Raw genomic sequence first — 15936 nt, 5'->3', positions numbered from 1 at the left:
AAATGGTTTTATTAATATAGTGGTGTGGAACCAGTGTTCGCCGCCGGCCATCATGGTCAACGGAAAATCTTTCCGCATAGGTAAAGCGGTAAATGCAACGTTTCCGTTTGTCCGTCATTCGTCACGGCGATATTCTTTTGCGAAAGTACGAATCCTTTCTTAGGCGAAAACCTCTTGCAAAAGACGCCATAGCTTTTCGCTTTCGTGTGTTCTTCCGCCTTGACTTCAATCGGCATCAACTCGTTTTTAATCTCAATCAGAAAATCGAGTTCAGCCTTGTTCTCGGACCGCCAGAAATAAGGGTGCAGCCCCTGCTTCACAAGTTCATTCATTACATAGTTTTCCGTAAACGCACCTTTGAAAGTGGCGTACAGCGGTGTTTCTTCAAGAATCGTGCTGGCGTCAATTCCAGACTTCACGCGCAGTAACCCGACATCGCTCATATAGACCTTGAAAACCGTGCCGTTGGCATTGTTCGATAGCGGCAGTTCCGCATTCGTCACACATTCTAGTTTGTGCAAAAGTCCCGCATTAAAAAGCCATTGCAGCGCATCTTCCAAATCAGCAGCACGCTTGCCCGCCTTCACATGCGAGAACATGAACTTGTTGTTGTCCTTTGCCAGTTGCTTGGGAACGGAATCCCAGATAAGCCCTAGTTTCGGAATATCCGATGGCGGAGCATGCTTTGAAAAATCATCTCCATAATCCAAGAGAATGTTTTTCAGGATTCGGTCCACTTTTTCAAAATCATTTTCCTGTACAAACGACGCCACCGCAGCGGGCATGCCGCCGACAACATAATAAAGTTTCAGATAATTCTGTAGCGGAATGGTGTACATTTCCGGCAGCGCACGACGCAGGTCATAGTTCGAAAGACCTTCGAGCAAGGACCGACCGTCATCAATCGCCATCAAGAATTCCTCAAAACTCATGGGGAACATCTGCAGACGTTCCACCTTCCCCACTGGGAAAGAAATTTCCGACTTGCGGATAACCACTCCCAGGAGAGATCCAGCAGCAATCACATGAAGCCCGGAACGATCTTCGCAGAAATACTTGAGGCTCGTTATGGCCTTGGGGCACGCCTGGATTTCGTCGAAAAAGACAAGCGTCTTCCCATCCGTAATTTTCTGCTTAGAATAGCGCTCCAGTTCCATCACAATGCGAGAGACATCGAGATCGTACTCGAAGATGGACTGCAGGGCAGTATTTCCTTCGAAATTGAAATACGCCAGATTTTCAAAAAAACGGTTCCCAAAATCCTTGATTGCGTAGGTTTTTCCGCACTGACGTACCCCGGTCACCACCAGCGGCTTACGCCCTGGCTCAGACATCCATTCTATGAAATTTTTCAGTATTTCGCGTTCCATGCTCCAAAATCTACATTATTCATATCAATTTTGCAATAGTTTCTGCATTTTTCATATGAATAAAGCAAGCTCTTCCGCATTTTCCGCATTTTACCCTTCGAATTTCCAGCCGCAATCGTTGTGGTAGACCATCTGGCGGGTCATGCCGCCATCGATGCAGATGTTTTCGCCGGTAATAAAGCCGGCTTTTTCGCTTGCGAGGTAAAGCACCATGTTCGCGATGTCCAAGGGGTTCCCGACGCGGCCCGCGGGCTGCTGCGTGGCATCGGGGCCTTCGTAGGTTTTGAAATCCGTATCGATCCAGCCCGGCGAAATGGAATTCACGCGCACGCGACCAGCAAAACTCACGGCCAGCGCATGGGTGAGGGCTGCAATCCCGCCCTTCGCCGCCGTATAGCTTTCCGTTTGCGGTTGGCTCATGCGGTCGCGACTCGAGGAAATGTTTATAATGCTCGCACCTTTCGCGAAATGCGGTGCGAAAAGCTTTGCGAGGTAGAACGGAGCCGTCACGCCCACGGCGAGCGCGTAGCTGAATTCCTCGTAACTGCACTCGTCTATGCCCTTCATCAGCGGCAGCGCATTATTTACCAGCACATCCATGTGGCCGTATTTCTCGATAACGAACTGAGCAAATTTTTCAAGAACATCCTTCTTGGAAAGGTCCCCCACAAAGCAAGGATTCTCGCGGATGTCGATATACGCGACCTTCGCACCCTCTTTCTCGAATTCACTCACGACGGTCGCACCAATCCCGTGCGCCCCGCCCGTCACCACCACCACTTTATTTTCAAACGATTTCATATCGGTAAATATACCTTTCTCACCGCAAAAAAGGTATTTTTAAAGCTATGGAACCAACAGAACCGTTATTCGCGATTATTGCAAAGATTGTACTTATTATCATTTTTGCCATTATTCCATTTGTATTTGGCATTTTTGTCAACATTTCCACCAAACACCGCAAGGCATTTCTTATTGCAGGACGAGTCGTTTCAATTCTGTCAGCCATTTTTATTGCAGTGACTCTTACGGTCGGAACACTTTATGCCACAGAAGATTCATACGAAGTACGACCATTCTATATTTATGCATGCTACTTTTGTGGACTGACTATAGCATTCCTTCCTTTATCCACATTTTACTTCATCACATGCCAAAAGACAAAAAAACGAAAGGCCTGTTATCTCACCATTTCATTTATCGCATTCTTCTTAATTCTATCAGGACTTGAATTTTTGTACAATCGAGCTTATGGATTCGCATTTGAAACGGAACGCCAAGAACTTTCCATAAATGATTTCTACACGAACAATCCTGAGGCTGATAAAAATAGCGATATCAATCTTCACATTTTTATTCAAGATTGGGGTAGCGGCAAATGCCTCAGCCTCATAGCGAATATATCCGTATATAAAGATTCCATCACACTAAAAACAGAAGAGAGTTGTTTTAGCGGGAACAACACATCAGAAACCAATTCATGTTATCGCAATGATTTGCCGCCAGACCTGGTCCAAGATATTATTGATGAAATCACCTATTACGAGCCAGAGATTGAATACAGTTGGTTCACGGACCTATGCTTGCATCCATCCCTATCTATTGAACTTGCTGACAATAAAAAAGCGACAGCAATAGAATTGAACCTTCCTGACCTTGACGGATTTCACCCCAACGCGCAGCGTATAGCAAAAAAAATTAACAATCTTATAGAAGATTCAAATGTCGACCCAACAAAGGGCTGTAGCAACGACTAATTCTTATGCTCCATTTTTTTGACGTCACAAAGAAATCACCGTGGTTGCCGCAGGTCAAGGCTCTGTACGAGTCAGCATTTCCAGCCAACGAACGCATTCAGATAAAGCACTTGCTCGACGATAAAATCAAGCGGGAATTTTGGGCGTTTTTTGATGGAGATACTTTCTGCGGGTTTTCAAATTCCATTTCATACGGGAGCATCACGAACATCGTCTATTTCGCCGTCGTTCCAGAACTGCGCAGCCGCGGGTACGGCTCGAAAATTCTGCAAGCCATCCGCAGGCAACACCCCGACACGCGCATCGTCGTCGATATCGAAGTCGAAGAAGATTCCAAGGACGCCGAAGAACTCGAACGCAGGAACCGCCGCCGCGATTTTTACTTGCGCAACGGCTTTGACGCCGCTCCCGTCGAATACCACTGGCAGGGCGAACACTACCGCCTACTCACCGCAGGCGGCATCGTCACCGAAAAAGAATTCCGCGACTTTTGGAAAGAAATCCTGAAGGATATTCCCGGAGCAAAGTATCCGTAAGATTTTACAGCGGCTCTTCGCACAATCTTTTCTCTATTTCCTCAATAGAGGGCATTGTACCTTCAACCTTTTCAGGGTAGAATTTCTCCAGTTCGTATTCAGAGATACTGATAGGTTGCGTACTTGATTCCAGAGCGTACTGCGCCTGCACCTTGTCCTTTTCCTTGCAAATCAGCAGACCGATTGTCGGGTTGTCGCGCCCTTCCTTTTTAAGGATGTGGTTGCACGCCACCATGTATCCGCCCAATTGCCCGATATCGGCAAATTCAAAGCGCCCGATTTTCACCTCGACAACGACATAGCAAGAGAGATTCAGGTTGTAAAAAAGCAAATCCATGAACTTTTCCCTTTCGCCTACCATAATGCCATATTCCCTGCCGACATAGGCAAATCCCGTGCCCAACTCCACAAGAAAACGGGTAATATTGTTCAGCAGGCTATCTTTCAGCAGTTTTTCGTTGTAGCGGCCCGTAATACCCGTAAAAGCGAAATTGTAAGGATCTTTCGTCAGTTCCTGGGCCAAATCGCTTGTTTCGGCGGGGAGAGTCCGTTCAAAATTCGTCAAAGCCTTTCCCTGGCGCTCGTAAAGATCGGAAGAAAGCGCATTCAAAAGGGACGAACGGCTCCAGCCATTTTCTACCGTCTGGCGGGCAAAAAACAGGGCCTTTTGAGGATTTTCCTTGAACTTGTCCATTAAGACAACGTGATGTCCCCATGGAATTGAAAAGATGTCATGGGCAATTTGCTCAACAACTTGTTGAGTAATTGGAAAATCTTCCTTTTGTTCCCCGATCTTGGGTGCATTTTCCAAATAGGGGCGATACATAAGATAAAAGTTCTTCATGTACAGAATGTTCGTGGGAGAAAAACAAGTGGCACTGGGAATCTGAGCCTTTAAGTCTCGGCTCAGATTCTTCATGAAGCCGCTGCCCCATTTGCTTTCGGCCTGCTTGGTTACAATATCGCGCCCCAATTCCCAGTAGTAGCGCAACATTTCGCTATTTACCTTCACCGCCGCCTTGATCTGGCTCTTGCGATAACGGGAAGAAAGTTCCTTGACCCAGTGAATGTAATCCTTGTCCAAGATATTGATAGATTTTTTCGACATAGATATCCTCTTAAAAATGGTTGCACAACGGTGCGAATACACCGTATAAACGATGCACTATACGCCCTTGCTTTTTTGCTTTGTAATGGAGTTTCCACGATTTGCGTGGAATGGGATAATCTTGCAATTCTGTTGGCGAGGGCTTTCTCCCCTAAAGGGGACCATGGCCCACTAAGTGCTAAAGCACTAAGTGGTTGCAGCCCCGGCGTTACCTGTCACTCTTTCGAATGAACCCGAGTAGGGTATTTTCCTACCAGCTATCCAACAGGACCGTCAAGAAGGTTGATGGGCCCCGCCGCGAATGCACGTACGGACCGAATGGTCTATGTCGACTGTCGCGAGGATTATCGAATTACGATTGTAATATAAGTAAATGCGTACTCTCAGTCAAGGGGCACGCCGCCAGTTTCAAACCACTAGAGTTTCATCTTCTTCAAGAAATCCGCATCCAGTGGCCACCCTGAAGCATCGGGGATTACGGAATCCACGGCGCAATAAAGGCACAATGCCGTCCGACGACGAATCGCCAATATAATCGAGCCCCGCTCCACGGTCTGCCTGCTGAGCGTCACAGACAGAGAGTTCCTGGAAATCTACAGCCATTTCGGCAGTACCAGGGCTCCGAAAAAATGGCCCAAATCGCAGGATTTTATCCAATTTTTCTGATTTTTTTAGCGTCAAGCCGCTTGCGAACCCGCATAAAATAAGGTATATTCAAAAAGTAGGTCTTATAGGTGCTCTTTATGAGCCGAGGTAAAACATGAAAAAAATCATCTTCGCAATCGCCTGCATCATGCTTTGCGCATGCGCCGAAAACGGTGTAAGTCCTGAATCTTCTTCTCAGCCGGTCATTCAACAGCCGTACGATAACGAAGGCAATGCATTGTTGCTTTGCGGTACTACTCTTGAAACGGCCGAGTTCGTCGAAATCTGTACCCGCGACAAGAAGATTTATCCGGTAAATGGAAAATGCGTTTGGGGAACGTCTATAAGAACATGGAGTAACGGGGAAACTACATGTGTTCCTGAATGTCCGGCTGGTAACTACTGGAACAAGGGCAATACACCGTATGTCGACGTGTACGGTAATTGCCGTTCTCTATAAATAATTCATGTGGCTAGGACAGAAGATAGAGAGATATTTGGGTGACGAGCTTTTCGACGAGCTCGATGTCACCCGATCCGATTACGAGACATTACCCGCTGCGGATTTTTACGACAAGGTTGAAGCATCGTGTCGTGAACTCAGGCCTGACATAATAAACGAACTCGAGAAAGAAGAAATCGACGCTAACGCTCCATGGAAAGTATTCACTGACGAACAGTCGGTACGTAAGTTCTGTAACTCGTACGCAAAGGGTAAGTTCTCGCTGTGCATGAAAATCATGGACGAGTCTTATAGGGGCTCTTTACGAGCAGAGGGAAAACTATACCTTTGAAAAAGTGGTATATTGTCCAAAAAGAGGTTTATCTTGTTTAGTTAAGTTCTATAGGGATTCTTTAAAAGCCGAGGCAAGCAATGATAATCGCGATCAACAAAGATGAACCATGGTGGGAAAAGACGCGCGCTTTCGCGAAAGATTGCCCATGGCAGCCGGGGCGTCGTTTAGCCGAGCGAATGTCAAAAAACGATTTCCTAGACTGGGAAAAAATTTTCGTTGCTGTACACGGTGAAGATGTTGTCGGCTTTTGCGTTCTCGAGGAGAACGGGAACATTCCTGCGAAATTCAGTTGCAGCCCCTTTATTAACCTCGTTTACGTTGGCGAAGAATTCCGGGGAGAGCGGCTATCCAAAAGCTTAATTGACGCGGCGCTTGATTACGCCCAAAGGCTCGGCTACAAAAAAGTTTATCTTAAAAGCGAGCACCACGGCCTATACGAAAAATACGGGTTCAAGAAGATTGCCGATTTCGAACCAACGGTCGGGCTTGCGAACCAACTGTTTGAAATCAAAATTTCAATTTAACATTAGCTTTTAAGCATTCCTTCGCGGCAAAAAAATTTTTGACTTTCCGCCTTTTTAACCTATATTAAATGTATGAAATACGTAAAAATGGTTTTGAGGGTTCTGCTGGGCATTTTTATATTCTTTCCGTGAAAGAAATCCTGAAGGATATTCCCGGAGCGAAGTACCCGTAAAATAAACCCCCCGATGAAGAGCGTCCTGAAAATATTCCTGTTTGCCCTGGTGTTCACAGGGCTTGCCTTTGCCGAAGCGCAAGACAGCGACGAGCCCTCGGTTTCCAAGTTCCGTGAACGGTTCTCGCTGCGTTTCTTGTGCGATTACAATTTCGTGGCCATCTGGAATTCCGCCTACAACAACTCGACGCTCAATTCGAACCGCCCGATCAATGTGGGCATCGGCTTCGGTTACGACAACCTGTTTACCACATTCGGGATTTCGTGGGACGTGTCCGCCGATTTCAAGTACAGTCTCCCTTTTACCACTTCAAAAGAAAAATCAGACACCCAGGCTTTCGAGACAGGGCTCGACTTTTTCCCGGGAAACTGGTGGCTTGCGGCAAAGCTCCGCTTTTACAGCGGCTTTACCACGGAAGTCGAACGCGACGGCGAAAAGGAGCAAGAATTCATTGATCTCTGGTTTGCGGACATGTATTTCTCGATGCTCTGGATGGCGACCGCGAAAGAAATTTTCGCCCCCAGGAGCGCCTACTTTTTGGACAGGCGTCAAAAGAAATCTGCCGGGAGCCTGATTATTGGCGGGCGCCTGCAGCGAAACATTGCCGAAGATAACGACGGAGTGCTCGGTTACGTAAACGACAAGCGCGACATCACCTCCATCTGGGGTGACGTCGGGTACACCTACACCTTCGTTTTCAGCAACGGGTATTTCTGGAACCTCTGGGGCGTTGTCGGTATCGCATACGGCCGCGAACACGCTAACGACGGCAACCTGCTGTTACCCGAATCGGACATAAAGACCGCATTTGGCTACATCGGGGAAAAATGGGCATGGAACATCGTTCTTAAAAGCGGATATTCCGCCATCGCGTTTAGCGAACATCTGGAGCAAAAATACGTATCTGCCTTCGAAATCCTTGTGGTACGCAGGTTCTAGCCGCACTCGGAGCACATCCTGTTCAGGGGCATGCGCATCGAAGACCTTTACCGTGACGCCACTTTCACTGTAAATAAAAACGCCCCCGAAGAGAAGTTCATCAAGTTCTACCTGCAATGGGATCATAACTTCTGGGCAACTAGGCAAGAAAAGATGAAAAACGGTAAAGTCAGCGGTCCCACCTTCAACAGCGAAAAGAAATACGGCATCATCAGGACTGTGAACGGCGAATCGTTCTAAGGGCGATTGTTTCGGGGATTTAACCCATTTCGCAATAACCTGTGACATTTAGCATGCGTTTTTGCATGTTGTTTTTTAGGTATTCTTTTTATCTGAAAAAGAACTAATTTTGTTTTATAAGGGTCTCATTATGAGACCCGGTTATCTTTTTTCGACAAGAGGGGCCCTATGAAATCCAGATTTTTATTGACTGCAGGTTTTGCGCTCAGCATGTTTTTTGCGGCCTGCAGCGACGACAGCGCCAGTGCAAATCCAATTGACGCGGGCAAAGACGACGGCCAAATTGCAGACGAGACCCCGTCTGACACAACCACGCATAAAAAGTCCTCCGTCGATACCGAAGACGGAGCTACCTTCGAAACAAAAGGCAACCCTTCCTATAGCGATTACGGCATAAGCGAATCTTACGAAGGCGGCATTCGCATGGTCGACGCCGTCTATACCGCAGAACCGACTTCTGTCATGGTGCCCGGGGAAGTCGCGGACATGACAGTTCTCGACGAGTACATTCCTATAGACTACGCCCCCGGTGGAGGAGATGGCGGATTTAACGGCAAGACTTATGGTCTCCTCACGGCCTCCGAATGGAACGATTTGGACAATTGGAGTTCCTGGACAGAAATAATGTCTGGCGAATTTGCCTCCAAGGCAGACTACTGGGATTTTGACCCGCGCAATCTCGCAGCGGTACAAGTGGTAGACGAAAACGGCACCGGCTTAGCCAACGTTTCGGTAAAGCTATTGAAAGGGGATAATGAGGTTTTCGCCACGAAGACCGATAACAAGGGATATGCCTACTGCTGGGTAAACCTGTTTGACGGTGGCACCGAAGAAGTCTTTAAAGATGAAGATTTTTCGTTGAAAATCAATGATGAAGTATCAGAAGCCCCCGTAAAGCTTACCTCTATCGGCAACGATTCGCTCAAAGTGAACGTGGTTACAAGCGACGCCAAGCAAGCCGACGCCAAGGCAGACATAGCCTTTATCGTTGACGCCACCGGTTCCATGGGCGACGAAATCCGATTCCTCCAATCGGACCTCAAATACATCATAGACCACGCTCATTCTGAAACCAAGGTCGCATTACGTACGGCAGTGGAATTCTACCGCGATGAGGAGGACGAATATATCATCCTGGGTAAGGATTTTTCCACAAACGTCGCCAACACCCAAGCATTCATCGATGAACAGTATGCTAATGGTGGTGGCGACTACCCCGAAGCTGTGCATACCGCGCTTGAAAACTCGCTGCAAAAATTCTCTTGGAACGAATCGGCCCGTGCACGCATCGCCTTCTTGATTCTTGACGCCCCCGCCCACCACCAGGACGACGTCATCGAAAGCCTCCAGAAATCGATAACCCTCTACGCCAAGCATGGCATCAAGCTTATTCCCGTAGCGGCAAGCGGTGTCGACAAGGACACAGAATCCATGTTGCGTTTCTTCGAGATTATCACGGGCGGCACCTACGTGTTCCTCACCGACGACAGCGGCATCGGTTACTCGCATATCGAAGCTTCTGTGGGCGACCACGACGTAGAAAAGCTCGCCGACCTGATGATTCGACTGATAAAAAAATACGTGGAATAACTAGAAATGAACAAAATCATTTTATCACTCTAAAAAAGCGAAAGGGCGGTCGAAAGGCCGCCCTCATTATTTTGTACGCTTGCAGTTTCACATAAAATAAAGTATATTCGGGGTGTTTAAAGATAAATAAAAAGGAGAAACGCAATGAGTCAGTGCAAATCCGAAGACATGGAAAAAATTTGGATGAAGAGAGTCCGTAATCTGGCGGGCCTGATGGGGATGATTCTGCCTTGGGTTTCGTTACTCGGAGCCATTCTCGTTGCTCACACCAAAGGGTTTCCTGAAGATTTCTGGGACCTTCTGTCCATCTCGGAGACCTACTATGTGACGCCTCCGCTGGTAGGAATCTTGACGACAGCCGCAGTCGTGTTAATGTGTTACAAAGGCTATAGCACTAAAGACCACGTCATTTCGGCCCTAGCAGGTCTATTCGGCTTGATGATCGTCCTGTTTCCATGCGATTGTCCTGCAGCAAGCGACATTGTCGGATTTTTCCAGTTGCCCGTAAAGATTTCTAACATCATTCACTGCGCATCTGCAATCGCGTTCTTTTTGCTTTTGTCGTACATGAGCCTGTGCCAGTTTACTCAAGGTAAAGATGACACTCGCAACAAGCACATCAAAAACATCATCTTCAAGATTTGCGGCATCGGCATGCTGGCCTCGTTGGCCTTGATGGTCATTCCCGTTGAATTTTTTGCCAAGACGTTCATTGTTGAAGCAATCGCACTCACCTTTTTCGGTGTCAGCTGGCTTGTGAAAGGAGAATTTCTCGGATTGCTGTCTGACGAAAAGTCTAATTGATGATTCTTCGCAAGCCCGATTTTTACGACCAGTTCAAATGCATTGCCTCGCGGTGCAGCGACACTTGTTGTGTCGGCTGGGAAATCGATATTGACGAGGCGACACAAGAGGTTTACCGCAAGGTGGCGGGAGCCTTTGGCGAGCGGCTCCGCGCAAATATTGAAGACGGGCATTTTAAATTACTCCCCCACGACCGTTGTCCGTTTTTAGACAAAGACAACCTTTGCGAAGTTTACCAGCACTTGGGCGAAGACGCCCTGTGCGATATTTGCACCGAGCATCCGCGATTCGTCGAGGTTTACGGCGACATTATGGAGCGGGGGCTCGGGCTTTGCTGCGAAGAAGCCGCGCGCTTGCTGCTTGAAGGCGAAGGCCCGCTGACCTTTACCCGCGAAGAATGCGATGAACCCGAAGACGAATTGGATGACGACGACCGCGATGTCCGCGACCAGGTTCTTGGGGAACGCGAATGGATGTTCGAAACGCTTGCTGACCAAGGCTTGCCTTTCGCCGAGAGACTCTACAAAATTTTCGGCTATACGGGCGAGAATCCGTTTGCGCCGTTTGAAAGTGCGAATGCCATGTTCGAACTTTTGGCGAAGCTTGAAAGCTACGGCCCGGATTGGGACGCCGCTCTCGAGCGCATCAAAGCTAGGATTGATTCTAGCGAACCGATTGTAGACCAAGGGTTCTTTACCGAAAACGAAAGCGTGCGCCTGCTCGCGTACTTGATTTACCGGCATTACGCCAAATGCCTTTTTGAAGGCCGTGAGCAAGGCAAGCGACAATTCGCGCTTTTATTCTGGAACCTGGCCCGATTCTTTACCAAGGAACTTGCAGGCGCAAATTCCGCCGTCACACCTAGCCCGCGGATCAACACAAAAATAAACGCGGTCAAGATTCTTTCGAAGCAACTGGAATACTGTCAAGAAATTATGGAAATCGTCGAGATTTCTCTGGACGAATAAAAGCTAGGCCGCCAGGCGGTCTTTATCCATCACGTGCTTACGCCATTTACCGCTCTTCCAGCGGAGCCAGAAAATAAGCGGAGCCGTACTATACACGGCAACGACCGTGATCCAGGCGTATTGAGGCGGCAGGTGAAAAATGTAGGCCGCCACGTACAAGGCACCCGCCACGCACCAGTTCATAATGGCACACGCGAACATGACCCACACGGTATCGCCCGCACCGCGAAGCGCACCCGCATAAATCACAAGCAGGACTTCCACAAAAATGTAGAAGGTCGCAATCCGCAACATGAATATGCTCATAGGCCGCGCTGCAGCGAAAATGGCAAGCGCCTCGGCAGAAGCTTCAGCGGCATCGGGTTTAAAGATATCCGTCAGTATGCCCGGCAAGAAGATAAAGAAAACGCCCATCAGCAAAGAATATCCCCAGCCGAGCTTGAGGCCGGAATAAGTCGAACGCGATGCCGCGGCACCGTCGCGCGCACCCACGTAACGCCCCACGAGGCTCGTGGACGCCACTTCAAGGCCCATCAGCGGAACGTAGGCCACCATGTCCCAGTTGAACATGACCGAAGACGCCGTGGCCGCCTCGGGCCCGAGCGCATGGAACATGAGAATCAGGAGCTGGAACGCCGCCATGTTCAGGCACATTTCGACACCGGAGGGAATGCCCTTCTGCAAGAGTTCCTTGGTCAGGGGCCAACTGAATGCAAACGCATAACGGGTGCGGAAACGGTTGTGACAATTCTTGCCGAAAAATTTTGCGAACAAAATCACCGTCGAAACCAGGTTCCCGATCAAGGTGCCATAAGCAGCACCCGCCACGCCCAAAGCAGGAATCGGGCCAAAGCCGTAAATCAAGAAGAAATTGCAGACGACATTCACGAGCATGCCCACGAAAGCAGCCTTCATCACGATCTTGGTTTCGCCGATACCGCTAAAGAAACACGGAGCCGCATTGCGCACCAAGTTAATGATGCCGCCGAACATCAGAATATTAAAGTAGGTCTTTTGATACTGCAGCTGGTCTGCCGGCAAGTGTTCCATTCCAAATGCTACATGACCCAGCGGAATCGTGAGGTACAAAAGCGGCACCGAAACAAGCGACAGGTACACCGCCTGCATAAACACGCGGGCGCAATCCCAGCGCTTTTTGCCACCCAGACGCTGCGCCACCATAGCGGTCGTGTAACTGATGGCACCGGTAAAGAACATGGTGAGCGCAAGCTGCACCGCCCCCGCCCCAAGCGCCGCATTCATTTCGGCAGGGCCAAGCTTCGAAAGGAACAGACGGTCGATAAAAGTCATGATTGTGTCGAAAGACATCGACATGAGCATGGGAAGTGCCACTACGAGCACATCCTTTACATCACCGTTTTTCTTGAATTTAGACGGTCTGTAGAACTTATTGAGTATCGCGTCGACCATATTGGGCGACAAATATAGAAATTTTTACAATTTATGCAAGTTTCTATCGAGCAACACTTTCAAGTTTCTTTTTTAAGGTTGAAAGGACTTCTTTCTTTTCGGTATCAGGGCGAGCATGGAGGCTACCTGTATACAGGGCATCGACAAGCCCGTTTGAAAGCGCTTCGGATGCCTTACCCTGGTCACCCAACTTTTTTACCTGGAGTTGGATTCCTTCGCTAGAAAGCGAAGCCGACACTTTTTTCAGCGTTGATTCATCTTCTACGTTTACGACGCCCACCGTCACGGTCACTGCAGTCACTTCTTTTTTGAGGGTTGCATGCTTACGGGCGCAACAGTCAAATCGAGCCGCAGCAAAAGAACTTAATAAAGCACATAATAAAAGTATTTTTTTCACAGTCCCCCCTAGAAATCGAACATAACTTCGACGCCGAATATCAGAGAAGGATCGTTTTTATTGCCTTCGGACGGCCAATCTTTATCGTCAGGGATATCGGCAAGAACCATCGAGATAATATTTATTTTGTAACCGGGAACATTAAAGTAGAACCGTCCACCGACGCGCCACGATTGCAAATCTTCATCTTTGTCTAAAGTATTCGTATGGTATTCAAGAGGGATACCGATACTTAAGGATTCCAGCAAGGCTACGCTCGGTTCTACCGCTACAAAAAAGTATTCCGGACGAGTTGTCATTTCCAAGAATGTACGTTCCGGGTCATCGATAACCGCATAGAACAGAGAACCTATGATGCAAAATCTCGAAAATTCAAACGACGGTTCAGCCAAGAATACATGATTCGATACCGCATCATCGCTAGCCAAGAAGACCGAATGAAAGCCGTATAATCCATGCAAGGCAAAATGTTCCGACGAAAGCGAAATATCTAGCCCAGCATAAAGTTCATTAAAATCCTTTCGCTGATAGCTTTTGTAATCGGCATAAGGGCGAAATACCTGGTCTGCAATTTCAAGATCGTAAGCGGCATGAATTTCGTACGTAAGGCCTTCTTTGCAATCCATTCCCATGTATTCGCCAAACATATAGTGGTAATAGCAACTTTGGTCGTTACTTCCGCTACCAAAGCCGGCATTGAGTTGCAAGCCTTTCCACAAGAATTCAACGCCGCGAATAGACTTTTGCCTTATGCCCGCAGCATCGTCCCGAGGGTCGCCAAAATCATAATAATTTTTGAACAGACCTTCGAAATAATTTAAATCGCCAATACGAAAAGCCAAGTGTTCAGAAGGCGCATATTGAACATAAGCTCCGTTAAAAACGACAGTCGGGTGCACAGGATCCATGGTTGCGTCATCGCCCATATCCATGCCTTCCATCTCTTCCATTCCATCCATCGCCATTCCCATAGCCTCAATTTCGAGCCATGCAGACCAACGATCGTTAAAACGGACATCGAAATCCAAGTCTAGCATAGATTCATAACGATGCACGACGTTCGATTCATCAGTATTCCAATCGGCATAAGCGTGAACCATAATCATTCCCGAAAGGTCCAGCTTAGGACGCTCAAAGGCAAGCGACAAACCGACTAATAGAAGGACATATAGTAATATTCGTTTATTCATACAAATAAATTCTGGCACCCATCACTTACAAGATTACTTTTTCAAACTCTTAATAAATTCATCGATATAACCCGTTACCGTTTTCACGTCTTCGGCAGAACCCCAATGGGTATTGTGGTCGGCACCTTCGACTTCGTGGAACACAACACTTTTTGCTCCAGAAAGTCCCTTTTGCAAGGTTTTCTGAGATTCGCTGTCGAACAAGGCATCCTTGGTGCCCCATATAATTTGAACATCCGTCGCAATCGAAGAAAGACGTTTGGTATTATCAATTTTCAAAAGATTCTTGACCAGGGATTTCCACACATAGTAGGGAACTTGTTTCAGGTGTTCCAGATTGGCAGCCTGGAAATCCTTATCCGGATTCGTGCTGTAGCCCCACGCCTGAATAAAGCTTTCAGGGAGTTTCTGGGTCGAATCGTATGCATAAATGCCATCGAACGATTCGTCACCGGTACCGTTCACAAGCCAATCCAGCGTGGCATTTTTCTTGTCGACCGAAGCGCCCGAGCCAATCAAGGTGATTGAAGAAACAATTTCTGCGTTCGTGATGGATAATTCCTGAGCAATAAAGGCTCCAAGCGAATGTCCCACAATGTGAACTTTTTTCAGGCCAAGTTTTTCGACAAAGGCTGCTATATCGCTTGCAAGTTCAGCGACAGAATACGAAGATTCATCAATCGGCTTGTCCGTTTTTCCGTTGCCGCGGTATTCGGGTACATAAACGCGATAACCCTTTTTGGCAAGTGCCGGCGCCACCTGCGACCAAGAAACTCGGCCATCGGTAAGTCCGTGAATCAATACGACCGGAGTTCCCTTTTCATCACCCGTCACTGTATAGGCCAAATGTATTCCCGTTGCAAGGTCAACCGATTTTTCTGTCCAGTCGACATTCTGGTATTCGGCAAAGCTCTTTGTCGTAAAGGTATTGTTCTTGCCCATAAAATGATGCCCGTTCACCTGAGCTTCATCTTCAAAAGCATAGACATCCGTATTGTTGCTCCCCACATGAACAACATCGGCACTTCCAGAAAAATCGACACGGCCAGAACGCTTGATGAGCAAATTTCCGGTCACCTTGACATTCTTTAGGACCGTTGCACCTGGCGTTGTCGTAGAAACCGTCAGCACACCATTGATTGTTGTATCTTGCAAGAAAATGAATCCATCTTGAATATCTTCATCTCCAAGCGTCAGGTCGCCGGCGCTAGGTTCTTCCATATGATGGCCATGGTGCTCTTCGTGAGAAGCATTTTCTTCGTGGGAAGTTTCTTCTTCGTGAGAAGATTTTTCTTCGGGGGCGCTACTAGAATCATCAGAGCAAGCGGCAAAGAAAAGTGTAGAAGCAAGAATTGCTGCCGAGAATAAAGCAAAATTATTATGAATTGTCATTGAAGCCTCCGTTTGTAATCGTTTTAAATCGGGCTCAATATTAGATTTTACGGAGGTTTACGTCCAATACTATT

General features: G+C 47.7%; 18 protein-coding genes. 10 read left to right on the top strand and 8 right to left on the bottom strand.

The genetic code is table 11. The features are described 5' to 3' along the window. Window positions 1-56: 56 nt before the first annotated feature. Together BUC02_RS06590 and BUC02_RS06585 are read right to left on the bottom strand one after the other, a co-directional pair. The gene (locus BUC02_RS06590; RefSeq protein ID WP_073320386.1) at window positions 57-1370 is read right to left on the bottom strand and encodes an ATP-binding protein; all 1314 of its coding nucleotides are present in this window, start codon (window positions 1368-1370) and stop codon (window positions 57-59) included. A gap of 90 nt (window positions 1371-1460) precedes the next feature. Further along, the gene (locus tag BUC02_RS06585; RefSeq protein ID WP_073320383.1) at window positions 1461-2171 is read right to left on the bottom strand and encodes an SDR family oxidoreductase; all 711 of its coding nucleotides are present in this window, start codon (window positions 2169-2171) and stop codon (window positions 1461-1463) included. A 47-nt stretch (window positions 2172-2218) separates the two neighbouring features. Between BUC02_RS06585 and BUC02_RS06580 the strand changes: the two genes are divergently transcribed. Continuing rightward, on the top strand, window positions 2219-3127 hold the full coding sequence (locus BUC02_RS06580) for a hypothetical protein (RefSeq protein WP_073320380.1): 909 nt from the start codon (window positions 2219-2221) through the stop codon (window positions 3125-3127). 5 nt (window positions 3128-3132) lie between these two features. Further along, complete coding sequence (locus BUC02_RS06575) at window positions 3133-3663, top strand: GNAT family N-acetyltransferase (protein ID WP_073320377.1); 531 nt, start codon at window positions 3133-3135, stop codon at window positions 3661-3663. A 4-nt stretch (window positions 3664-3667) separates the two neighbouring features. On the opposite strand, the gene BUC02_RS06570 is transcribed toward BUC02_RS06575, so the two are convergent. After that, entirely contained in the window at window positions 3668-4771 is a 1104-nt protein-coding gene (locus tag BUC02_RS06570) for a PDDEXK nuclease domain-containing protein (protein WP_073320374.1), read from the bottom strand. A gap of 408 nt (window positions 4772-5179) precedes the next feature. Then, window positions 5180-5374, bottom strand: coding sequence for a hypothetical protein (locus BUC02_RS16140; protein ID WP_175549810.1), 195 nt, complete (start codon window positions 5372-5374; stop codon window positions 5180-5182). A gap of 157 nt (window positions 5375-5531) precedes the next feature. Here BUC02_RS16140 and BUC02_RS06560 point away from each other — a divergent pair, with 157 nt between their 5' ends. The 8 genes from BUC02_RS06560 to fliB all read left to right on the top strand — a co-directional run bounded on the left by BUC02_RS06560 (window position 5532) and on the right by fliB (window position 11452). Beyond that, window positions 5532-5876, top strand: coding sequence for a hypothetical protein (locus BUC02_RS06560; protein ID WP_073320371.1), 345 nt, complete (start codon window positions 5532-5534; stop codon window positions 5874-5876). 37 nt (window positions 5877-5913) lie between these two features. Continuing rightward, the gene (locus tag BUC02_RS06555) at window positions 5914-6210 is read left to right on the top strand and encodes a hypothetical protein (protein WP_139261046.1); all 297 of its coding nucleotides are present in this window, start codon (window positions 5914-5916) and stop codon (window positions 6208-6210) included. Between the two features lie 80 nt (window positions 6211-6290). After that, window positions 6291-6737 carry a GNAT family N-acetyltransferase gene (locus tag BUC02_RS06550; RefSeq protein WP_073320365.1) on the top strand — a complete coding sequence of 149 codons (447 nt, stop codon included), beginning with the start codon at window positions 6291-6293 and terminating at the stop codon, window positions 6735-6737. Window positions 6738-6923: 186 nt separating this feature from the next. Beyond that, window positions 6924-7850 (top strand): DUF4421 family protein, encoded by a 927-nt coding sequence (locus tag BUC02_RS06545; RefSeq protein WP_073320362.1) that lies wholly within the window; start codon window positions 6924-6926, stop codon window positions 7848-7850. Between the two features lie 30 nt (window positions 7851-7880). Beyond that, on the top strand, window positions 7881-8090 hold the full coding sequence (locus BUC02_RS06540) for a hypothetical protein (protein ID WP_073320360.1): 210 nt from the start codon (window positions 7881-7883) through the stop codon (window positions 8088-8090). A gap of 168 nt (window positions 8091-8258) precedes the next feature. Beyond that, window positions 8259-9680, top strand: a complete 1422-nt coding sequence (locus tag BUC02_RS06535) for a vWA domain-containing protein (protein ID WP_073320357.1) — start codon at window positions 8259-8261, stop codon at window positions 9678-9680. Between the two features lie 144 nt (window positions 9681-9824). After that, window positions 9825-10484, top strand: a complete 660-nt coding sequence (locus BUC02_RS06530) for a hypothetical protein (protein ID WP_073320354.1) — start codon at window positions 9825-9827, stop codon at window positions 10482-10484. Then, entirely contained in the window at window positions 10484-11452 is a 969-nt protein-coding gene (gene fliB / locus BUC02_RS06525) for a flagellin lysine-N-methylase (RefSeq protein WP_073320351.1), read from the top strand. Before BUC02_RS06530 ends, fliB begins: the two co-directional genes overlap by 1 nt. 3 nt (window positions 11453-11455) lie before the next feature. On the opposite strand, the gene BUC02_RS06520 is transcribed toward fliB, so the two are convergent. The 4 genes from BUC02_RS06520 to BUC02_RS06505 all read right to left on the bottom strand — a co-directional run bounded on the left by BUC02_RS06520 (window position 11456) and on the right by BUC02_RS06505 (window position 15862). Further along, window positions 11456-12883 carry an MATE family efflux transporter gene (locus BUC02_RS06520; protein WP_073320349.1) on the bottom strand — a complete coding sequence of 476 codons (1428 nt, stop codon included), beginning with the start codon at window positions 12881-12883 and terminating at the stop codon, window positions 11456-11458. A gap of 43 nt (window positions 12884-12926) precedes the next feature. Continuing rightward, a complete protein-coding gene (locus BUC02_RS06515) occupies window positions 12927-13280 on the bottom strand; it encodes a MetQ/NlpA family ABC transporter substrate-binding protein (RefSeq protein ID WP_073320346.1) in 354 nt (117 codons plus the stop codon). Window positions 13281-13288: 8 nt separating this feature from the next. Continuing rightward, window positions 13289-14386, bottom strand: a complete 1098-nt coding sequence (locus tag BUC02_RS06510; protein WP_254794129.1) for a hypothetical protein — start codon at window positions 14384-14386, stop codon at window positions 13289-13291. A gap of 117 nt (window positions 14387-14503) precedes the next feature. Continuing rightward, window positions 14504-15862 (bottom strand): alpha/beta fold hydrolase, encoded by a 1359-nt coding sequence (locus BUC02_RS06505; RefSeq protein WP_073320321.1) that lies wholly within the window; start codon window positions 15860-15862, stop codon window positions 14504-14506. Window positions 15863-15936: the final 74 nt, after the last annotated feature.

The sequence above is a fragment of the Fibrobacter sp. UWOV1 genome (assembly GCF_900142495.1).
In the GTDB taxonomy this organism is placed as follows: Bacteria; Fibrobacterota; Fibrobacteria; order Fibrobacterales; family Fibrobacteraceae; genus Fibrobacter.
The sequence above is the reverse complement of the archived record's forward strand: the minus strand, read 5'-3'. Positions and strand labels throughout refer to the sequence as shown.